Origin of the sequence: Mycobacterium sp. 852002-40037_SCH5390672, assembly GCF_001665875.1 — a bacterium.
In the GTDB taxonomy this organism is placed as follows: Bacteria; Actinomycetota; Actinomycetes; order Mycobacteriales; family Mycobacteriaceae; genus Mycobacterium.
The window spans coordinates 18,251-38,538 of sequence record NZ_LZTA01000049.1 but is presented as its reverse complement, the minus strand read 5'-3'; the positions used below and the strand labels follow the sequence as shown (position 1 = coordinate 38,538).

At 66.0% G+C, this 20,288-nt stretch carries 23 protein-coding genes and 1 pseudogene; 6 read left to right on the top strand and 18 right to left on the bottom strand.

What is annotated here, in order from left to right:
* Window positions 1-66 precede the first annotated feature (66 nt).
* Window positions 67-336 (bottom strand): annotated as a pseudogene (locus tag A5782_RS08725) (hypothetical protein); the annotation flags it as partial.
* Window positions 337-482: 146 nt separating this feature from the next.
* Window positions 483-1,004 carry a DoxX family protein gene (locus A5782_RS08720; protein WP_067097971.1) on the bottom strand — a complete coding sequence of 174 codons (522 nt, stop codon included), beginning with the start codon at window positions 1,002-1,004 and terminating at the stop codon, window positions 483-485.
* A 205-nt stretch (window positions 1,005-1,209) separates the two neighbouring features.
* On the opposite strand from A5782_RS08720, the gene A5782_RS08715 reads away from it, so the two are divergent.
* Both A5782_RS08715 and A5782_RS08710 read left to right on the top strand, forming a co-directional pair.
* Complete coding sequence (locus A5782_RS08715; RefSeq protein ID WP_082942846.1) at window positions 1,210-2,802, top strand: pyruvate, phosphate dikinase; 1,593 nt, start codon at window positions 1,210-1,212, stop codon at window positions 2,800-2,802.
* Window positions 2,799-3,413 (top strand): hypothetical protein, encoded by a 615-nt coding sequence (locus A5782_RS08710; RefSeq protein WP_067097967.1) that lies wholly within the window; start codon window positions 2,799-2,801, stop codon window positions 3,411-3,413. The genes A5782_RS08715 and A5782_RS08710 overlap by 4 nt, the downstream gene beginning before the upstream one ends.
* Here A5782_RS08710 and A5782_RS08705 read toward each other — a convergent pair whose 3' ends face one another.
* The 3 genes from A5782_RS08705 to A5782_RS08695 all read right to left on the bottom strand — a co-directional run bounded on the left by A5782_RS08705 (window position 3,414) and on the right by A5782_RS08695 (window position 6,162).
* On the bottom strand, window positions 3,414-4,640 hold the full coding sequence (locus A5782_RS08705; protein ID WP_067097963.1) for a WS/DGAT domain-containing protein: 1,227 nt from the start codon (window positions 4,638-4,640) through the stop codon (window positions 3,414-3,416).
* Window positions 4,641-4,671: 31 nt separating this feature from the next.
* Window positions 4,672-5,577, bottom strand: a complete 906-nt coding sequence (locus tag A5782_RS08700; protein WP_067098104.1) for an alpha/beta fold hydrolase — start codon at window positions 5,575-5,577, stop codon at window positions 4,672-4,674.
* Between the two features lie 108 nt (window positions 5,578-5,685).
* Window positions 5,686-6,162: a VOC family protein gene (locus tag A5782_RS08695; protein WP_067097961.1), complete on the bottom strand. Its 477-nt coding sequence runs from the start codon at window positions 6,160-6,162 to the stop codon at window positions 5,686-5,688.
* A 122-nt stretch (window positions 6,163-6,284) separates the two neighbouring features.
* Here A5782_RS08695 and A5782_RS08690 point away from each other — a divergent pair, with 122 nt between their 5' ends.
* Window positions 6,285-7,148 carry an alpha/beta fold hydrolase gene (locus tag A5782_RS08690; RefSeq protein ID WP_067097959.1) on the top strand — a complete coding sequence of 288 codons (864 nt, stop codon included), beginning with the start codon at window positions 6,285-6,287 and terminating at the stop codon, window positions 7,146-7,148.
* A gap of 181 nt (window positions 7,149-7,329) precedes the next feature.
* Here A5782_RS08690 and gnd read toward each other — a convergent pair whose 3' ends face one another.
* Window positions 7,330-8,352 carry a phosphogluconate dehydrogenase (NAD(+)-dependent, decarboxylating) gene (gene gnd / locus A5782_RS08685; protein WP_067097957.1) on the bottom strand — a complete coding sequence of 341 codons (1,023 nt, stop codon included), beginning with the start codon at window positions 8,350-8,352 and terminating at the stop codon, window positions 7,330-7,332.
* Window positions 8,353-8,368: 16 nt separating this feature from the next.
* Complete coding sequence (locus A5782_RS08680; RefSeq protein ID WP_067097954.1) at window positions 8,369-9,778, bottom strand: glucose-6-phosphate dehydrogenase; 1,410 nt, start codon at window positions 9,776-9,778, stop codon at window positions 8,369-8,371.
* A 129-nt stretch (window positions 9,779-9,907) separates the two neighbouring features.
* On the opposite strand from A5782_RS08680, the gene A5782_RS08675 reads away from it, so the two are divergent.
* A complete protein-coding gene (locus A5782_RS08675) occupies window positions 9,908-10,732 on the top strand; it encodes an adenylate/guanylate cyclase domain-containing protein (RefSeq protein ID WP_067097950.1) in 825 nt (274 codons plus the stop codon).
* Here the strand turns inward: A5782_RS08675 and A5782_RS08670 are convergent.
* On the bottom strand, window positions 10,684-10,893 hold the full coding sequence (locus A5782_RS08670) for a hypothetical protein (protein ID WP_067097947.1): 210 nt from the start codon (window positions 10,891-10,893) through the stop codon (window positions 10,684-10,686). The genes A5782_RS08675 and A5782_RS08670 overlap by 49 nt on opposite strands.
* Window positions 10,894-11,060: 167 nt before the next feature.
* On the opposite strand from A5782_RS08670, the gene A5782_RS08665 reads away from it, so the two are divergent.
* A complete protein-coding gene (locus A5782_RS08665; RefSeq protein ID WP_067098101.1) occupies window positions 11,061-11,741 on the top strand; it encodes a guanylate cyclase in 681 nt (226 codons plus the stop codon).
* 7 nt (window positions 11,742-11,748) lie between these two features.
* Here the strand turns inward: A5782_RS08665 and A5782_RS08660 are convergent, their stop codons facing one another.
* The 9 genes from A5782_RS08660 to ychF all read right to left on the bottom strand — a co-directional run bounded on the left by A5782_RS08660 (window position 11,749) and on the right by ychF (window position 17,759).
* Window positions 11,749-12,072 carry a putative quinol monooxygenase gene (locus A5782_RS08660; RefSeq protein ID WP_067097943.1) on the bottom strand — a complete coding sequence of 108 codons (324 nt, stop codon included), beginning with the start codon at window positions 12,070-12,072 and terminating at the stop codon, window positions 11,749-11,751.
* 364 nt (window positions 12,073-12,436) lie between these two features.
* A complete protein-coding gene (locus tag A5782_RS08655; RefSeq protein WP_197694165.1) occupies window positions 12,437-12,991 on the bottom strand; it encodes a C40 family peptidase in 555 nt (184 codons plus the stop codon).
* Window positions 12,992-13,372: 381 nt separating this feature from the next.
* A complete protein-coding gene (locus tag A5782_RS25285) occupies window positions 13,373-13,771 on the bottom strand; it encodes a hypothetical protein (RefSeq protein ID WP_197694164.1) in 399 nt (132 codons plus the stop codon).
* Between the two features lie 101 nt (window positions 13,772-13,872).
* Window positions 13,873-14,271, bottom strand: a complete 399-nt coding sequence (locus tag A5782_RS08650; RefSeq protein WP_067097938.1) for a VOC family protein — start codon at window positions 14,269-14,271, stop codon at window positions 13,873-13,875.
* Between the two features lie 115 nt (window positions 14,272-14,386).
* A complete protein-coding gene (locus tag A5782_RS08645; RefSeq protein WP_067097934.1) occupies window positions 14,387-14,938 on the bottom strand; it encodes a VOC family protein in 552 nt (183 codons plus the stop codon).
* Between the two features lie 51 nt (window positions 14,939-14,989).
* The gene (locus A5782_RS08640) at window positions 14,990-15,349 is read right to left on the bottom strand and encodes a hypothetical protein (RefSeq protein WP_067097930.1); all 360 of its coding nucleotides are present in this window, start codon (window positions 15,347-15,349) and stop codon (window positions 14,990-14,992) included.
* A 123-nt stretch (window positions 15,350-15,472) separates the two neighbouring features.
* Window positions 15,473-15,901 (bottom strand): hypothetical protein, encoded by a 429-nt coding sequence (locus tag A5782_RS08635; RefSeq protein ID WP_067097926.1) that lies wholly within the window; start codon window positions 15,899-15,901, stop codon window positions 15,473-15,475.
* 151 nt (window positions 15,902-16,052) lie between these two features.
* The gene (locus A5782_RS08630) at window positions 16,053-16,682 is read right to left on the bottom strand and encodes a cation transporter (RefSeq protein ID WP_067097923.1); all 630 of its coding nucleotides are present in this window, start codon (window positions 16,680-16,682) and stop codon (window positions 16,053-16,055) included.
* A gap of 3 nt (window positions 16,683-16,685) precedes the next feature.
* Complete coding sequence (ychF, locus tag A5782_RS08625; protein WP_067097920.1) at window positions 16,686-17,759, bottom strand: redox-regulated ATPase YchF; 1,074 nt, start codon at window positions 17,757-17,759, stop codon at window positions 16,686-16,688.
* A 142-nt stretch (window positions 17,760-17,901) separates the two neighbouring features.
* Here ychF and A5782_RS08620 point away from each other — a divergent pair, with 142 nt between their 5' ends.
* Complete coding sequence (locus A5782_RS08620; protein ID WP_197694163.1) at window positions 17,902-19,137, top strand: DUF6542 domain-containing protein; 1,236 nt, start codon at window positions 17,902-17,904, stop codon at window positions 19,135-19,137.
* A gap of 143 nt (window positions 19,138-19,280) precedes the next feature.
* Here the strand turns inward: A5782_RS08620 and A5782_RS08615 are convergent, their stop codons facing one another.
* Window positions 19,281-20,279: a 4-hydroxy-3-methylbut-2-enyl diphosphate reductase gene (locus A5782_RS08615; protein WP_067097909.1), complete on the bottom strand. Its 999-nt coding sequence runs from the start codon at window positions 20,277-20,279 to the stop codon at window positions 19,281-19,283.
* Between the last annotated feature and the right edge of the window lie 9 nt (window positions 20,280-20,288).

Sequence of the window (20,288 nt, the reverse complement as noted above, 5' to 3'; positions counted from 1 at the left end):
CCTCCCAACATAAGAGCGGCAGCTAAAGGTGCCAGCCGCATCGTCCATCGCAGGAAGCGACTTTTACTAGAAACCATGGTCTTTGGTGACAGAGCTGGAAGGTCTATCCCATTCGGGATCGACCGTGACGGGCGTCTGAATTTCGACATGGGGTAGCGGAATCGTTCCAAAGGGAGTGTGCACCTCGGTAGGAGTGGAAATCTTTGCTTCATCTCGGAGCGGGGCCAGCATGTGTTCGGTCGCCAGGTCATTGCCATGACCTGTGGTGATTTCGGTCATGTTGTGTAGCGCTTCGCCGCCCATGTCGTAGTAGTGCGAATGGTCGTCGAACCAGGGTCAGTCCTTCGGTGCTGTCCGTTCTCGACAGGGGAGCGCGACGGCCCGGGCGACCGTAGTCGAATCTTCATTCAGATCGACGACAACACCTTCCACCACCCCGAAAACTCCTCGCGGACGGCGACGAGGACGGCGGCGGCCCATGACTAACCGGCTTGCTTGGCCGGCGGGCGGTAGAAGATCGCCAGCTGGCCGATGGCCCCGCCCAGGCCGAGCACCACCGAGATCAGTAACCCGTGCCAGCCGTCCATCCAGTTCTTCCCGAAGACCAGGTAATCCAGGCTGAGCTTGCCCGCGCCCAGCGTGGCCACGACCACGGCGCTGACCGCCAGTACCAGGTTGTATTCCCAGCCCTCCTTGACGATGAAGAAGCCGTTGGCCCGGTGCACCGTCCAGGCCGCGACCAGCATCAGCGAGACGAAGCCCGCCGCCGGGATCGGGGTGAGCAATCCGGCAGCCAGCCCCAGACCCGCTGCCATTTCCGTCGTCGCGGCCACGGTGGCGTGGAACTTACCGGGCTTCATGCCGATGCTCTCGAACCAGCGCGCGGTGCCCGGGATACGGCCACCGCCGAAGAACTTGTTGTAGCCGTGCGCCGCCAACGTCACGCCCAACACCAGCCGCAGGATCAGTAACCCGACGTTGTGGAACGTGTCATAAGAAGTCATATCTGTAAACCTAGATCATGGGCGGGGTTGGACAACAGAAGCCGTCGAACAGCTACGTCGCTTAAACCGCTGGTCCGTGTGGGAACATAGCGGGCGTTCCGACTTTGCCGGATGAGCAGCTACACCACAAAGGGGGTGCACCACGGCTCGTACCGCACGAGGCGGCGCCCACCACAATGCGGCAAGCAGACAAGAGGCCCCGCCTATCGAGCACTCCGTGGTGTTGCTGGACGGCAGATCGAGCCACCCGCGGGAGTTGCTGGGCAACAAGGGCCACGGCATCGAAGCGATGCGCCGGCACCGCCTGCCGGTGCCGCCGGCGTTCTGCATCACCACCGCGGTGGGGCTTCGGTATCTCGCCGATCCCGTGGCGACCATGAACGCCATCTGGGACGACGTGCTCGACCGGATGCGCTGGCTGGAGGGACAGACCTCGCGCACGTTCGGGCGGGGCCCGCATCCCCTGTTGGTCAGCGTGCGCTCCGGAGCCACCCAGTCCATGCCGGGCATGATGGACACCATTCTTGACCTCGGCATCAACGATGCCGTCGAGCACGCGCTGGCGACGGCCGGTGACCCAGCGTTCGCCCGCGACACCCACCGGCGGTTCTCGGACATGTATCGGCGCATCGTGGGCGTCGGTGCACAAGAACCGGTGCCCTCCGATCCGTACGCACAGTTACGCGCAGGCATCCAGGCGGTGTTCGCGTCGTGGAATTCGCCACGCGCCGTTGCCTATCGCGCCCACTACGGAATTGACGATCAACACGGCACCGCCGTGGTCGTGCAGGCGATGGTGTTCGGCAATCATGGCCCCAATTCCGGTGCCGGGGCGTTCTTTTCACGCAATCCGATAACCGGGGACAACGAACCCTTCGGCGAATGGCTGCCGGGCGGCCAGGGCGACGACGTGGTGTCGGGATCGGTCGACGTCGAACCGATCGTTGCGCTGCGGGACGAGCAGCCGACCGTCTACGACGAGCTGATTGCCGCCGCCCGCAGCTTGGAGCAGCTGGACGCCGACATACAGGAGATCGAGTTCACCGTCGAGGACGGGAAGCTGTGGCTGCTGCAGACACGGTCGGCGGAGCGCTCGGCGCAGGCGGCGGTGCGCACGGCGCTGCAACTGCGGCACGAGGGACTCATCGATGATGCGGAGACGCTGCGGCGGGTGACCCCGGCGCACGTCCAGACCCTGCTGCAACCCGCGCTTCAGCCCGAAATACGCTTGGCAGCACCACTTTTAGCCAAGGGTTTGCCCGCCTGCCCGGGCGTGGCCTCAGGCAAGGCGTACACCGATGTCGACGAGGCATTGCGCGCCGCCGATCGCGGCGAGCGGGTGATCCTGGTGCGCGATCACACCCGGCCCGAAGACGTGTCGGGCATGCTGGCCGCGCAGGCCATCGTCACCGAGGTCGGCGGCGCCTCCAGCCATGCGGCCGTGGTCAGCCGTGAACTGGGCCGGGTGGCGGTGGTGGGCTGCGGCCAGGGGGTTGCGGCATCGTTGGCCGGCAAGCACATCACCGTCGACGGCGCCGAAGGCGAAGTGCGCGAAGGCAATCTGAGCCTATCGGCGTGGTCCGAAGACGATACGCCGGAACTGCGCGAATTGGCCGACATCGCACGGCGGCTCAGCCCGCTGCGTGCCCATGCCGCCGGCGACTACCCGCGGATGGAAGACAGCTCGGAAACCGCAGTGCGCGCCGCCCTGGACGCCGGGCGCGCCGACGTGGTTTCTGCGACCCCGTTGATCGTGATGCTGACCGCGCTGCGCCTGACATCAGGAACCGCGTCATGACCGAATTGGCGATACTGCAAGGGGTCCGGCTCAAGGGTCGGGTGAGTCCTGCCGACCTGGCCGCGACGCTGGGGGCAGACCTTGGCGACATCACCCCCATTGTCGAGCGGCTGATCGCGGCGGGCCTGCTGGCCGACGGCGCGACGTTGCGCATCACAAGCAGCGGCAGCGACAGACTCGCGGCGTTGCTCGCCGACGAGCGCGAGGGCATCGATCCGGTCGCGATGGCCGCCGCCTATGACGACTTCCGCGCCGTCAACGCCGACTTCAAACGGCTGGTGACGGATTGGCAGCTCAAGGGCGGCCCGGGCGGCGTTCCCAACGCGCACGACGACGCCGACTACGACGCCGCGGTGCTGGCCCGCCTCGCCGATGTCCACGCCCGCACGATCCCGATCGTCGAGGCGGCCGCTGCGCAACTACCGCGGCTGAATGCCTATGCGACGAAACTTGCTGCGGCCCTGGACAAGCTCAGGGCCGGGGAGACGATTTGGCTGACCCGGCCGTTGATCGACTCCTACCACACGGTGTGGTTCGAGCTACACGAAGAGCTGATCGTCGCCGTCGGTCTGACCCGCGAAGAAGCGGCCAGATCCGGTGATGCGCAATAGCTACAGCGCCGCATCGAGCAGCGCCAGGTAGGCATCCACATCGGGCACGGCCGATGCCGACGCGTGCACGCTGATCGCGATGGTGTCACCGATGCCGTGCACGCCGTGGGTCAGCCCCATCATCGGCGACAACGCCGGGTATCCCGACGTCAGCACCACCCGGGCACCGCCGAAGCTCAGATCGGCCGCTCCGCGATTGACGCTGGACACCACGGTGTTGCCGGACACCTGCGTCGCACGCTCCTGCGCATCGAATTGCCCTATGCCCCAACGTAACAGCCCCGCCGGCACCGCCGCGAACGCGCGGTCGGCGGCCCGGGTGGCCGGGTGCTCGAAGCGGCGCCGTCCGTTGGCCAGGTCGGCCGCGATCCGTTGGGCGCGGGCTTGCGGTCCGAGCTTCGGGTAAAGCCCCACCACGATGTTTCCGAAGTGGTTGTGCGCCTGCGGTACACCGGGTTTGGCCATGGGCACCTCGGCGCCCAGCGAATCCGTCTGCTCACCGAGAAGGTTGGACAGCGCCTCGGATACCGCGCTCAGCACGCCGACCGTGATCGTGGGACCGGGCAACTGTGAACGATGCCGCACCAACGTGCGTACCGCGCGGGCGCCGTCGGGACGCGCGTTCGTCGGCAGCAGCGGACGCGGCCCGGCCCCGGCGACCAGCAGGCCCGCGCGGATGTCGCGCTCCAGCCTTCGATGGGTCCGAGCCGCCTGAGCGGCCCGCCATGGTAGGAAACCCGGGCGTGGGGCGAGCACCTCCGGCACGGGGTCGGGCCGGCCGAACAACCAGGCCGCCAGTGCCGCCGAGCGGGCACCGTCGGCCAGCGCGTGCGCGACCTGCAACACCGCGACCGCACCCGGCACGGTGACGCCCGGAATGCCGCGCACCGCGGCGAAGATGTGTAGCCGCCAGGCCATCCGGCGAACGTCCAGTTGGTGATCGGCGAGGCCGGCGACGGCCGCCAGCACTCCGGCCCAGCTGTGGTCGGCGAGGGTGTGGCGGACCACCTGCTCGGGCGTGACGGTCACCGGCACCCACAGCGGGTAGCGCAACCGAGTTCGGTCCCGCACGCGCATCGTCAGCGCCGGGTCGGCGTTGGCGCGACCGCAGAGTTGCTCGACGGCCCGCGGGTAGTCGGTGGGCTCACCGTCGAACGCGTAGAGCAAAAACTCGTCGTTGGGGATCTTGGCCGACATCCAGTAGAACTGCGCATCGACGGCCGCCATCCGCTGTCCCGATACGACCCGAGCCACGGTGTCAGCCGGGAGAGCCGATGAACCCGAGCACCAGGTCGGCGACCTTGTCGGGTTGTTCGAGCTGCAGGAAGTGACCGGCGTGTTCGACGATGCCGACCTCGCTGCCGGCCGGCAGTACCTTTTCCGCCCAGCGCGCGAAAGCCGGTGTCATGCAATGGTCTTCGCGACCATGCAGGTACAGGGACGGCAGCACGGGCGCCTGGGTGAATAACCGGTTCAACTCGGCGTACCTCGCCGGCGGCGGGGTGTTCCGAATAATGGCCCGGTACGGACCCAGCGCCGCCCGCCAGCTTTCCGGCGTGCCGATCGCGGCGTCGACATGCCGCAGATCTTCGTCGGCGCGATAGCCCGGCGACCACCGCCGCCACAGCAGCGGCAGTACCCAGGACGCGGAACGCTCAGGCAGCCAAGGTAATTGGAAGTAGAGGATGTACCAAAAGCGCAGCAGCTGGCCCGGCAGGTGGCTGAGCAGCCGCACGCGATCGGTGACCCCGCCGCGCCGACGGAAGGCCGCGGAAGGCGGCAACGACATGATCACCGCCTTGGCGAACGGGCTGTCGGACATTGCCGCCAAGCCCGTCGCGGCCATCGCGCCCCAGTCGTGGCCGATGATCACGTCGTTCTCGGTGCCGCCAGCGGCCGAGCGCACCCGCAGGGCGTCGTCCATCAGCGCGCCCACCTGGTAGCTGCCGTCGACCGGGATCGACGACGGCGCGTATCCGCGCATGAAGGGCGCGACCACCCGCCATCCCGCCTCGGCTAGCCGGGGGGCGACCTTGCGCCAGCCGTACGGGGTGTCGGGGAAGCCGTGCAGGCACAACGCAATGGGGCCGTCTTTCGGCCCCCAGGTAAGGGCCTTGAGGTCCCCGGCGGGTCCGGTCACGTCGATCCAGCCTGGTTCAGCCATGTTCACTCCCTGCTCGACGCCTCCGCAGGGATCAACCTAACCTGTGCGGCCGGGGGACGCACCGACCGTCGTCGATGGGGGATCAAACCATCGCTGTACCAGCGTTTTTCACCGTTGCAGCGCGGCGGCTTGTTCCAGCTCGGCGATGATGATCTTGCGCATGCCGTACATCGCGTTGGTGGCCGCCGCCGCCCGCGTGCGGTCGGGATCGCCGATCAATTCGTAGAGCCGGTCCGGGACGATTTGCCAGCTCAGTCCGAAGCGGTCTTTGAGCCAGCCGCATTGCGATTCCTCGCCCCCGTCGGTCAATCGGTCCCAGTAGTAGTCGACCTCGTCCTGGTCCTTGCAGTGGATCGTGAACGACACCGCTTCGGTGAACTGGAAGTGGGGACCGCCGTTGATCCCGATGAACCGGGTGCCGTCCAGCACGAAGCTGCCCGACAGGACGGTGCCGGGCTCCCCCGGTCCGGCGTCGGTGGTCTGGTTGAAGCCCTCGATGTGAGAGTTGGGGAACACCGAGGTGTAGAAGCTGGCAGCCTCCTCCAGGTTGTCGTCGAACCACAACGACGGGGTGATCGATGGCATGTCCGCGGCCTCCTTGATGGCTCGTTGGTTTCTGCCATTGATAGACCACTGCGCCGACGAAAACTCACCGCGTCGTCCACCCGCGGGACAGTGCTTAACCGGCCTATGTAACGTCAGATCGCATGAGTACCGTCAGCAGCGCTCCCGAGACGGTTGAGTTTGCCGGTGTCGACGGGATCACCCTGGTCGCCGACGAATGGAACCGCGGCTCCGACGGTGCCGGACGGCCGAGCATCCTGATGTTGCACGGCGGCGGCCAGAACCGGTTTTCCTGGAAAAACACCGGTCAGACGCTCGCCGATGAGGGGCTGCACGTCGTGGCGCTGGATTCGCGGGGACACGGAGACAGCGCACGCTCGCCCGACGCCGACTACGAGGTCGAGACGCTGACGGCCGATGTCATGCGGGTGCTGGACGCGATCGGCCGGCCCGTAACGATCATCGGGGCCAGCATGGGCGGTCTGACCGGCATCCTCGCCGCTCACCGGGCCGGTCCGGCAAAGGTGACCCGATTGGTGCTCGTCGACGTGGTCCCCCGATTCGAAAAGGGCGGCAGCGCCCGTATCCGCGACTTCATGTTCAGCGGCCTGGACGGCTTCGACTCGCTGGAGCAGGCGGCCGACGCCGTCGCCGCCTACCTGCCCTACCGCAGCAAGCCACGCAGCCCCGAGGGGCTGAAAAAGAACCTGCGCCTGCGCGACGGCCGCTGGTATTGGCACTGGGACCCGGCGTTCATGACGAAACCCGGCGACGATCCCGAACTGCGCACCGAGAGCTTCGAGCAGGCAGCCAAGAACCTGACGATCCCCGTCCTGCTGATCCGCGGCAAGCTGTCCGACGTGGTGAGCCCCGAAGGTGTTCGGCACTTCCTGGCCACCGTGCCGCGCGCCGAGTTCGTCGAGCTGTCCAACGCCGGACACACCGCGGCCGGCGACGACAACGACGCATTCAGCGACGCGGTGGTGGCGTTCGTCAATCGCCGTTGATCGGCCGGCCAGGCTCGTTCCGACGGCAGCGACCCGCTTCGCCCGGCTCCGCCGCGCTCGCGATCACCACTAGTTCCGACGGTGGCGACCCGCTTCGCCCGGCTCCGCCGCGCTCGCGATCACCACTAGTTCCAATGGTGGCGACCCGCTTCGCCCGGCTCCGCCGCGCTCGCGATCACCACTAGTTTGCCGGCTTCTCCGCGTGCCCGCCGAATTGCTTGCGCATCGCCGACAGCGCCTTGTTCGCGAAGTCGTCGAGCTGGCGCGACGCGAAGCGGGACTGCAACGCGGTGGTCAGCACCGGCGACGGGACGCCCTCGTCGATCGCCGCGATGGCGGTCCACCGGCCCTCGCCGGAGTCCGAGACCCGGCCGGAGAACTCCTTGAGGTCGGGCGAGTCGTGCAGCGCGATCGCCGTCAGGTCCAGTAGCCAGGAGCCGATGACGCTGCCGCGCCGCCACACCTCGGCGACCTCCGGAATGTCGAAGTCGTACTGGTAGAACTCGGGGTGCTCCAGCGGCGCGGTTTCGGCGTCACTTTCCTGCACGTGCTTGCCGATGTCGGCATTGCGCAGAATGTTCAGCCCCTCGGCGAGCGAGGCCATAATTCCGTACTCAATGCCGTTGTGCACCATCTTCACGAAGTGCCCGGCGCCGGACGGTCCGCAGTGCAGGTAACCCTGCTCCGACCGCGCGACCTCGCCATCGCGCCCGGGCGTGCGGGCCGCGGCGTCGACGCCCGGCGCGACGCTGGCGAAGATCGGTTCGGCCTGCAGGAAAGCCTCGTCGTCGCCGCCGATCATCAGGCAGTAACCGCGTTCCCGGCCCCACACGCCGCCGCTGGTGCCGCAGTCGAGTAGATGAACGCCGCTCTCCGACAGCGTTTTCGCGTGGCGAATATCGTCGCGGTAGTAGGAGTTGCCACCGTCGATGACGATGTCACCCGACTCCAGCGTCTTGGCCAGTTCCTCGATGACACCCGTCGTAATCGTTCCGGCCGGCACCATGACCCAGACGAGCCGCGGCGTCGTCAGCTTCTCGGCGAGCTCCTGCAGCGAGCCCACTCCGGTGGTCCTCTCCTCCCCCGCCATCGCCTTGACCGCATCGGGATTGTGGTCGTAGACCACGCATTCGTGTCCGTCCGCAACCACGCGGCGGACGATGTTCGCACCCATCCGGCCGAGGCCGATCATTCCGAGCTGCATTGTGTCTCTAGTCTCCTTACTGTTTCTTGGGCGTGCTGCGTGGCAGCCACGGCTCTTGCCAGCTGTGGTGACCGCGCAGCAGCGCCTGCGCGGCCTCCGGCCCCCAGGAGCCCTGTTCGTAGTGGTGGATCCGGCCTGGCTTGTCGAGCACCGGCTGCACGATTCGCCACGTCTCTTCGATGGCGTCTTCGCGGGCGAACAATTGGTGATCTCCGTTGAACGCGGCGTAGAGCAGCCGTTCGTAGGGCCGGACCGGTTCGCCGAGATCCTCGGCGAACGACGAGTCCAGGTGAACGTCGTGCCAAGAATCGCCGGCCTGGGCGGACAACTGCAGCCGCATCCCGGGATCGGGGTCGATGCGCAGCACGATCTGGTTGCACTCGGGGGGCCGACGATTGGGCAGGAACGAAAACCCCGGAACGTGATGCAGAAACATCCGGACCTCGGTCACCTTGTCCGGCAGCGCCTTTCCGGCGCGCAGGAAGATCGGCACCCCCGCCCAACGCCAGTTGTCGATCTCGGTCCGCAACGCGATGTAGGTCTCGGTGGTGGAATCCTTTGCGACACCGGCGACGTCGGTGTAGCCGCGGTACTGTCCGCGGACGCAACGCTGGGGATCCAGGGCCGGCATCGCCCGGAAAACCTCGGCCTTCTTGTCGTTCAGGTCGTCGGCGCGGGCACCTACCGGAGGCTCCATGGCGACCAGGGCAAGCACCTGCAACAGGTGGTTTTGCACGACGTCGCGAAGCGCGCCCACCACGTCGTAGAACTTGCCGCGGTCCTCGATCCCGAAATCCTCGGCCATGGTGATGTGGATCTCGGAGATGCTGTCACGGTCCCATAGCTTGGCCAGGCCGTTATTCGCGAACCGCAGGTATTGCAGTTCCTCAACGGGCTGTTTGCCCAAAAAGTGGTCCACGCGCAAGATTTGGTCTTCGTCGAGCACCGCGCGCAGCCGGGCGTTGAGGTCGCGCGCCGAGTCCAGGTCGTGGCCGAACGGCTTTTCCACCGCCACCCGCGCCCGCTCCAGCAAGTCTGCTTTCGCCAGGTTCTCCACGATCGGCGCGAACAAGGCGGGCGGCATTTCCAGGTAGTAGAGCGGATGGGAATCCGAAGGGACCTTCTTGGCGAGCTGCTTGTAGAGGTCGGCGTCGGTGACGTCGCCGTGCAGGTATGACAGCCGGCCCGCCAGCCGGTCGAAGACGGCGTCGTCAAACGTCTCCCCGGATGCCTTGATGGCGTCGCGCGCCCGATCCTGCAGCTGTTCGAGGGTGATGTCGTCACTAGCCACGCCCACGATCGGGTGGTTCAGCATGTCGCGGCGCTCAAGCCGATACAGCGCCCGGAACGTCATTTTGCGCGCCAGATCACCGGTGATTCCGAAGATCACCAGCAGGTCAGATGGGCTACTGTCGTCCTCGGCCAAAACGGCTCCTCCCGAAAGTCACCTGATCGGCTCCCTTGAGATCACTACCCGCGGCCGGCGAACTCAACACTAGACACTGCCGATGGGGCCGACAACCTGAGTGGACCACGGCCTTGAAAGGATGGCGGCATGCCTGATCCGCTGCACCTCGCGGTCTACATCCTGGCCGGGATCGCCGGGATCGAAGGTGTCGGGCTGATCGTGCTGTGGCGGTCGCTGGTGCGCAGTCAAGAGGAGCTCGACGAGCTGCGCCAGCGGGCCGACACCCGCAATCAGCTGCTGTCGGGTGGTCGCGAGGCCGTCAAAAGGGTGTGGAACACCGCCAACCTGATGCGCAAAGAAGGCTTCGGCGCGGTGGTTCGCGGCAGCATCGAGGAACTTGCGGACTGGGCCGAAGTCGAGCGACCCGACCTCGCCCGCGTCACCCCGGACGGCCGCGTAGTGATCTTGTTCTCCGACATCGAGGAGTCGACCGCGCTGAACGAGCGGATCGGCGATCGGGCGTGGGTCAAGCTGATCAGCTCGCACGACAAGCTGGTCTCAGATCTCGTGCAGCGACGGTCCGGTCATGTGGTGAAGAGCCAGGGCGACGGATTCATGATCGCGTTCGCTCGCGCCGAAGAAGCGGTCCGCTGCGGTATCGACCTGCAGCACGCGTTGCGCAGGGACGCAAACCGCAAGCGGCACGAGGAGATTCGCGTTCGGATCGGCATCCACATGGGGCGCTCGGTGCGCCGCGGCGATGATCTGTTCGGCCGCAACGTCGCGATGGCGGCACGGGTAGCCGCGCAAGCGGTCGGTGGCCAGATTCTGGTGAGTCAGCCCGTGCGAGACGCACTTTCCGATTCCGACGGCATCCGCTTCGACGACGGCCGCAATGTGGAGCTGAAGGGCTTTTCGGGCACCTATCGCTTGTTCGCCGTTGAGGCGCCGTCCGACTCCGAGCCGGACTGACCGCCGTCGCCGTTGTATTCGGCCAACCGCTGATGCAGGCGATCCCGGACCTCGTCAGCGGTGTATGCACGCCGCTTGCGTTGATCGCGAACCACCAGCGCGCCCCCGGCGACGACCCCGGCGGCACCGGCCAATCCCAGCCACTTCCACACACTGCGCATGCCACCAGGCTATGCGCAGCCGAGTCGGCAAGCCCCCGTTGTGATTGACTTGTGTGCCCCCTACCTACGGCACTACATGCGGCACCGCATCATGGGTGACCTACCACCAATCTCATATCGGCGACGACAACGGCGAAAGCTGCAGCGGCGAACGGGTTTATACGACGATGCTCACCTTGAACCAAGCGCTCGAAGAGACTCGCACCGGCGACCTTTGGCTGTTTCGCGGCGGCTCGGGACCCGACCGCGCCATTCAGACGCTGACGAACAGCCCGGTGAATCACGTCGGCATGACGGTGACCATCGACGACTTGCCGCCGCTGATCTGGCACGCCGAACTGGGTGACAAGCTCGTCGACCTGTGGACTGGAACGAATCATCGTGGCGTACAAATCAACGACCTCGCGCAATCGGTGTTGCAGTGGTCGCAGCGCTACCACCAACGGTGCTGGCTGCGCCAGCTGACTCCGCCGGCCACCCGGGAGCAAGAGAACAAGCTCCTGCGCGTGATCGCACGGATGGACGGCACCGCGTTTCCCACCACCATGCGCCTGACGGGCCGGTGGTTGCGCGGCCGGCTCCCGAACGCCTATGACTGGACGCGCGGAATCCCGGTCGTGGACAAGAAGGTTCGAGAATCTACGCAGCGACGCAAAGAGCGCCAGCGGCTCGGCCTGGAAGCGGCCTACTGCGCGGAAACTGTGGCAATCACCTACGAGGAAATGGGACTGCTCACCACGGAGAAGTACTCGAATTTCTTCGACCCGGGCTCGTTCTGGAGCGGTGACAACCTTCCGCTCGCACCGGGCTATGCCCTGGGCGACGAAATCGAGATCGCGATCGGCTAGTCGAGGATCAGTCGACGGCCATTTCGCCCATCTCTGACCAGCCCGTGGCATCGATGGTCTGGTTGATGATCTTGGGCGTGGACTTCAGGGCCTGTGGGAGCTCTCGCATCGCCCGCTTGAAGTGCTCGCTGTTGACGTGAACGCCACCCGCCTCGTCGTCGCGGAATGCCTCCACCAAGACGTACTCCGCGGGGTTGTCCAGGCTGCGCGACCACTCGAACCACAGATTGCCTTCCTCGGCCCGAGTCGCCGCGGTGAACGACGCGACGAGACCCGGCCAGCGGTCGGTCCACTCGGGTTTGGTCTCGAACTTGACGACGATGAAGATCATTGCGGCCCGCCTAGGTTCGCTGCTTCCGGTTACGCCCGATCTTCGCGGGCAGCGCCAGCCTATCGAGCGCGCGGGCGCGCGTGGCCGTTCAGCGGCGCAACGCCGTACGTAATTTCCTTGGGTAATGGTTAAAGCAAAGCGGGCTCAGGCATCACATATGACACATGAGCACACTTTGCTGCAGCGCACTCCTAGCTCGCTAGTGACGTAGCTCACAAATCGATCGGCACCGGCCGTATTTCACTACTGACTGGAAGGACGAATCCTAGGAAACGACGACACTGCACAATCAGCCATTGCGGCCGGCGGTGTGCGATGTATTTGTTATTAATTCGCAATTCCGGCGCGGCCGAATAAAGGTAATTCAGGAGCCGGGCGGGGGCGGAGCGGCTGGCGCCGGAGCGTCGATGAGAACAGCCGGTGGCGGAGGCGGTGCGTCCGGCGGCGGCGGCGGAGCGTCCGGAGGCGGAGGCGGCGCGTCGGGCGGCGGCGGTGGTGCGTCCGGCGGGGGCGGCGGAGCGAATAACGGCGGTGCGCCGCCATCTTCCGGTGCCATCGGGAGGAACATGTGGTGGGTGAATCCGGCCTGGTAGGCGCCAGGACCGCCCAGGTGCACGCCGCCACGCTCGCCACTGGCGACCGAGGTTCCATCCGGCAGCGTCACGGCGGTGTGGCCCCCGTTCCACCCGATGACCAAGGCGTTGGGCGCGGTTCCGTATTGGAAGCCGCGCGCCAACAATGCACCCTCTTCGTTTCCGGTGTTGAATCGATCCCCAAAAACGGGCCTGTCAGTTGCTGCATTCGCAATCCACGACGCAAGTCCCGAACAATCGGTACCGGCGGGCGAATCTCCGCCCGAAATATAAGGCGTGCCGGAGACCTGACTGATCAACGACATCAATGTTGCAATAACGACCATGGGCAGCGAGGCTAGCAATAACATTTATTGCAAACCAAAATTTGTGGCGCAGGTCATTCGCCGACCGGACCATGACGTGCGCCGCAAGTGGAGCAAATTTATTACACACCGGTATATTTTCGGCAGCAAAATACATGCGCGTCAGTAGCGTCGCCTCTGCATTTCGCCGCGGAGGCACCCTCGCGGCTATCATCAGAGATCGCTCTCGCGCCGGATGACGGCGCTTTCGCGCTCGTCGAGCGCGTGGGCCCGGCGTTCCAGCTCCTCGGGCGGCTCGGCAGAGTCCTCCGCGGCCGCAGCCGCCCGTCACGCCGGGCGATCCCGTTCGATCCGCCGAGGGCCGCTTATCCCGATCCGACTACTGGCAGCGGCGGCGTCTGGTCAGACAGGAGTCCATATTCCGTTGTTCCAGATGCCCCAGTTACCGGCACCGGTGGGGTTCCACATCATTTGCGCCCCCGGCGCCCACTGCGGTTGGGGTGGCTGCGGTGGTGCCCACGCCGGCGGGGGTCCCCAGGGCCCCCACCCCGCGGGGGCGGTCGGGCCTCCCGGATGCTGCCAGTCGTGGCAGCGGTTCCAGTCCCAGTCCAAGACGTTGCCCCACGCTGGGTTCCATTGATCACCCGGACACCAGTGGCCGGTGGGTGCCGGGGGCGGGGCCGCCTGGGCGGCGACGCTGCCGGCGGCCAATCCCAGAGCGGACAGCAGCAGCAATCCGTCACCCACCAACACTGTCGGAAACCGCCTGGCCCGCTGCCCCGCCCGTTTTACAGTCGCCATCTCCCAAGAATTTCCCTCGAGGGCAATCCGGGCAAGTGGTAATTCGGATTCGTCTGGAGCCCTTGGGTCACGCGCGCGATGGCCGCTCACTTCGCCGACGGTCACACTCCGAACTTGGCGCGAGCCTCCTCGGTCACCGGCGTGAACAGGTTGACCAGGTTTCCATCCGGATCCCGGAACAACAACGCGCGGTTTCCCCAGGGCATCGTCGTCGGTTCCGTCACGACCTCGGCCACCCGCTCGCGGAGCCGCTCGTATTCGGAGTCCACGTCCTCGACGAGGAACTCCAGGATGGCGCTTCGGTTGGCCGCGGGTTCAGCGGATCCTTCTCCAAACAGCGGAACGGTCTTGTCGCTGCCGATGGCCAACGTCCCGATCGGCGTCGGGATCTCGGCGAACAGCTCATTCCCCCAGATCGCGGAAACCTCGGTGACCATCTCGTAGAAATCGACGAGTCGCTTGACGTCGGTCGTGATGATTCGGGTCGAAATGAACTTCATGTGGTCTCCCTCGAGGTCACAGCAGTGCCGCCGACGTGCGTATCTGAGCACCGAATCTAAACGTCGACTCCGACAAGGCCGGCGCGCCATTCGAGGGTGTGACCCGATGCGCCGATCATCGGGCCCGAAGGGTCCTCCTGGCCTGCAAAGCGACACCGGCCACTGTGTTCGCCAGGTCCGGCCGACTCTTGGCGACAACACGAATCGTGCGATAGAACGACCAAAGTTGGCGGGGCGTAGGTACTTTCGGCAGCCATGCCAGCTCCCAGTGAATCCCATTGATCGGGTCGTCAAAGAACACAGCGTAGTAGCCCGGCCAGTACTGCGGGTACTCCTTCGGCTCATCGGTGACCGGGACACCGCGCTCGACCAAGAATTCGCGATGAAATCGGTCGACCTCCGCCCTGCTTCGGGCCCACAACGCAACGTGGTTGATGCCGACCGCTTGGTCGGTGTGGGTCAGCTTCGTGCCGGTGCGCGCGGGCTGGATCCCGATATAGCTGTGCGGGTTGACATTACGCGTCATGTAATACGTCGACTGGTATTCCATGTTGAGAGACGAGAAGCTGCTGTAGCCGAGCCAGCCGAACAACGCGTCGTAGAACGCGATCGAGTCGTCGTAGTCCAACACCGCGAACTCCACGTGACACACACCTCGCCACCGCATCGCGTCTCCCTCAGCCGATCTCCTACACAATGCAGCATTGGAGGCGGAGGATTAGTCCTCGGCGTCACGCCTTTCGCTGTCGGCCATTTCACGGGACACGTCTGCCTCCTCCCGTTCGGCTGTGGCCGTGTCGCGCTCCGCGCCCTCGTCCATGCGCCGCAGTCGCGCGACTTCACGGTCCGCGGCGGTGCCTTCACGTTCGTCAGCACGCAACTCCCGTTCGTCTGCTATCCGCTCGCGCTGGCCGGCAAGGAAGTCACGCTCATCAGCGAGCCGGTCTCGCTCATCAGCGAACCACTCGCGTCTCGCGAGTTCAGCCTCCCGATGATCAAGAGCCTTTTCACGCTCGTCGAGCTCAGAAGCCCGGTCGTTGGAAGCACCGGGCTGGTTGGCGAAATCCTCAGTGGACACCTACACACATCCTCACCACGAGTCGCTCTTACGCAGGTGCGGGGTCCTTCTATTCTCTCTCATCCGATGATCTCCAGGCCTTACCAGTTCTAGCCCTGCGACACGGCGTATATCAAGCGTGGACTACTTCTGCCCGTCCAATAGGTGGGCATAAGGATCGGCCTCGACGCCCACGGATTCCGGCATCGGATAGTAGGTCTTGACCAGGAGGTTGCCGTCGCCGTCCCACGCGAACGTCTCGATGCTGTATGCCATCTGCACGTTCGGTTCGGCACCGAAATGGTTCTCGCACACCCAGGCCATCTCGTTCCCGTTGACCTGAACCGTAATCATCTTGATCTTGAGGATCGACTGGAACATATCGAACGCGTCCGACGTGGCGGCAGCGAAACCGTGCTTTTCCTCCGTGCCGACGGGGTCGAACATGCGGACCTCGCCCGGACAGATCGTGCGCCACGATGCCACCCACTCGTCCTTCTTGCCGGCGTTCCACAACTCCGCGTGCTTGGCCGCGTGTGCCAATCGCGCCTGGCGGGTTGGAACCTTCCCCATTTAAAGCCCATCCCTATCGGTCTCGGTTGATAGTGCCGTCGCCACGATAGCTGGACACCTGTCCAGCCGAAAGGCCTAGACAAAGTGCGTAGCTGCAAGAGCCTTACATCTTCTGCTGACCAGAGGTTGCCGGAAGCCGAACTCCACCACGTCAGGCGCCCTGCTCATCCGCGAAGTCCACTGCCGCGCCCCGTATCGCGGCGAGGGCCTTCAGGCAGAGCGCGCTCGCGGGAACCGCGGCAATAACCGCGATGGCGAGCGCGAGTACGGGGTCAAGCCAGAAGACACGTCCGGTCAGCGCGATCACTGCACCCGCGACGGCAACCGCGCCTGCCGCCGCGGCATCGGCGAGCGTGTCCAACAGGACGGACCGCAGATGGAGGTCCTCGTTGACGGCGGAAGCCCCGAGCACCCACGCAGCCACCAACAGCACCGCCATCGTCACCGCGCTGACAATCAACACCGCCAGGCCGTGCACCTCGGCGACACCACGAATCAGCCGACGTACCGCCTCCACCGCGATCAGCACGGACACAACCAAGAGTGCAGCGCCGTTGATCAGCGCGACCACCGGTATCGCCGACGAGCGCCGCGGGTGGCGGGACCGGTCTCGAACAGCGACGGCGATCAAACCGAGAAGCAGCGCAGCGCAGTCCCCGGCGGTGTCACCCGCTGCCGCGATAACCCCGACCGAATGCGCGGCCAAACCCACGATGACCAGCGCCGCGATCAGGGAGATGTTGAGGACAAGGACTATCCCGAGACGTGCCCGCTGGCTCACGGGCTAGACGTTGAACCGGAACTCCACCACGTCACCGTCGGCCATGACGTAATCCTTGCCCTCCATCCGGACCTTGCCGGCCGCCTTGGCCGCCGCCATCGAGCCCGCGGCGACCAGGTCGTCGTAGGAGACGATTTCGGCTTTGATGAAGCCCTTTTCGAAGTCGGTGTGAATCACTCCGGCGGCCTTCGGCGCGGTGTCCCCCTGGTGAATCACCCACGCGCGCGCCTCTTTTGGGCCGGCCGTCAGGTAGGTCTGCAGCTTGAGTGTATGAAAACCGGCCCGCGCCAACGCATCTAGTCCACGCTCGGTCTGCCCGATGGACTCCAGCAGCTCGGCAGCCGACTCGTCGTCCAGCTCTTGCAGTTCGGCCTCGATCTTCGCGTCGAGGAACACCGCGTCCGCGGGTGCGACCATCGCGGACAGCTCGGCCTTGCGGGCATCGTCGGTCAGCACGGACTCGTCGGCGTTGAACACGTACAGAAACGGCTTGGTGGTCATCAGGTTCAGCTCGCGCAGCAGTGAGGTGTCGACACCGGCCGAGAAGAGCGTCTTGCCTGAATCCAGCACAGCCTCCGCGGCGGCAGCCGCCTCGTGCACGGGCTTGCGCTCCTTGTTGTTGCGGGCTTCCTTCTCCAGCCGCGGTATGGCCTTCTCCAGGGTCTGCATGTCGGCGAGGATCAGCTCGGTCTCGATCACCTCGATGTCGGAGCGAGGATCGACCTTGCCGTCGACGTGCACGACGTCGTCATCGGCGAACACCCGCACCACCTGACAGATCGCGTCACACTCGCGGATGTTGGCCAGGAACTTGTTGCCCAGACCGGCGCCCTCGGAGGCGCCCTTCACGATTCCGGCGATGTCGACGAACGTCACCGGGGCCGGCACGATCTTCTCGGAACTGAACATCTCGGCCAGCTTGTCCAGCCGGGGATCGGGCAGCGGGACGACGCCCTCGTTCGGCTCGATGGTCGCGAACGGATAGTTGGCCGCCACCACGTTGTTCCGGGTCAGCGCGTTGAACAAGGTCGACTTGCCGACATTGGGCAACCCCACTATTCCCAGGCTCAGGCTCACGGGGAACCAAGTCTAGGGGTCTTGACGGCGATGGGTGCCGGGGACCATCGGTCACCGCCCATCGTGCACCCGGGCATGGCACGCCCAGGATCCCTACGAGGTATTTACGGGCCTTTCGGCCCATTCCCGGTACGGTCTACATGTGTCAGCACAGCGGACAAGTTCGACGGTGGAGGGTGCTCACCGTTCGATCCTCCCTAATATCCCAGGTATCCCCTGGTACGCGGCCCTGCTTGTCGCCGTCACCGCGACTGCTATCGGCTACGGAATCGACGCTGGTCACAAGGAACTGACCCACGTCTTTGCCGGCTTCTATATAGCCGGCTGCGTGGCGGCGGTGCTGGCGGTCCGCCAGGACGGCATCTTCACCACGATCATCCAGCCGCCCCTGATCCTGTTCGGCGCGGTCCCGGGCGCCTACTGGCTGTTCCACGACGCCAAGGTGGGCCGCCTCAAGGACCTGCTCATCAACTGCGGCTATCCGCTGATCGAGCGCTTCCCACTGATGCTGGGCACCGCCGGCGGCGTGCTGGCGATCGGACTGGCCCGCTGGTACTTCGGAAACGCTTACAAGACAAGCACAATGGCGAATACCTCCGAAGACGCTTCGGAGTCCGCCGCCGGTGTCGACGTCAAGTCCTTCTTCAACGCCATCGTCGCCAAGGCGCAGTCAATGCTGCAGTCCGATACCGACGCGGACGACACCGAGACCACCGATTCCCGCCGCGGCCGCACGTCACGCTCCTCGTCGAGGACCCGGCGCACGACCCGCAGCACCCGCTCCGCCACGCGTTCGGCCCGGAGCAGTTCCCGGCATTCCCGCGAGCCCTTGGGTGACGGGCCCGAACCGGTCGAGCGGCCCGACCGTCCGCGGCGCAGCACCCGGCGAGGCGCCCCGTCGGCCCGCGATTACGACAGCGCAGCAGGCCGCGATTACGACACCGCCGAGCCACCCCGGCGACCCCGGCGGCGCCCCCGGCCGGAGGCCGACCCCGACACGCGCGGTCAGTCGCCCCGGGAACCGCGTCGCGAACCGCGCACCCGCCGCAGTCCCTACGAGCGGCCCACCCCGCGGAGCAGCCGATTCGACGGCTTCGAGTCCTACGGGGACAGATATGACCCGCCGAGCGGCCCGAATTCCGGGAGCCGGTACGAGAGCCGCTACGACAGCCGCGAGCCCTATGAGCCGTCCTATGAACCGAGGAGCCGGCGGCCCCCGTCAAACGGGACGCATCACCCGATCTCGCAGGTCCGCTACCGAGGCGCCGGTTCGCAAGACCCGCCCCGCGAGCCGCACACCGAGCGCCGGAGCCGATCGCGGACACCCGGACGGTCGCACGGACGGTCGCCCGCGGAATCCTGGGAGTACGACGTCTAGTGGCGATCGCGAGCGCTGCCGTGGCGATCGCAAGCGCAGCCGTGGCGATCGCAAGCGCGGCGTAGCCGGGCGCAGCGGGTCGCCACTACAGGGCGTAGCCGGGCGCAGCGGGTCGCCACCATCGGTCTGAGGCGCTCAGCGCGTCAGCGAACTGACCGGATCTCGCGTGGCAGCGCGAACACCAGGGTTTCCTGCGCCGTCGTGACCGGCTGCACCACGTCATAGCCGCACTCGGCGAGCCGCGCCAGGACCCCTTCAACCAGGACCTCGGGGACCGACGCCCCGGAGGTGACGCCCACGGTGGTGACGCCTTCCAGCCATGCCGGGTCGATGTCATCGGCCCAGTCGACCAGGTGCGCGGCCGCGGCCCCGCCACCCAACGCCACCTCGACCAGCCGCACCGAATTCGAGGAATTGCGGGACCCGACGACAATCACCAGCTCACACTCCGGCGCCATCGCTTTGACCGCGACCTGCCGGTTCTGGGTCGCGTAGCAAATGTCGTCGCTGGGCGGATCCTGCAGCTTCGGGAACCGCTGCCGCAGCCGCTCGACGATCTCCATGGTCTCGTCGACCGACAGCGTGGTCTGCGAGAGCCACACCACCTTGTCCTCGTCACGCACCGTCACGGTGTCCACGGCGGCGACCCCGTCGACCAGCTGCACGTGGTCGGGCGCCTCGCCGGCGGTGCCGACGACCTCCTCGTGGCCCTCGTGGCCGATGAGCAGGATGTCGTAGTCGTTGCGGGCGAATCGCCTGGCCTCGTTGTGCACTTTGGTGACCAGGGGGCACGTGGCGTCAATGGTGTGCAGGTTCCGATCGGCTGCCGCGGCATGCACCGTGGGCGCGACGCCGTGCGCGGAGAACACCACGATGGCCCCTTCGGGCACCTCGTCGGTCTCTTCGACGAACACCGCACCGGCGTTTTCCAGGGTGGTGACCACGTGCCGGTTGTGCACGATCTCATGGCGCACATAGACCGGTGGCCCGTGTTTTTCCAGTGCGCGTTCCACCGTCTCCACGGCCCTGTCGACGCCCGCGCAGTAACCGCGCGGTTCGGCCAGAAGCACTCGCTTACGGGCTGGGTCGCCGGCTACCGATCGCACCGCGCCGGGAATCCCCATGTCGATAGTCGGCGGCATGACGTCCAG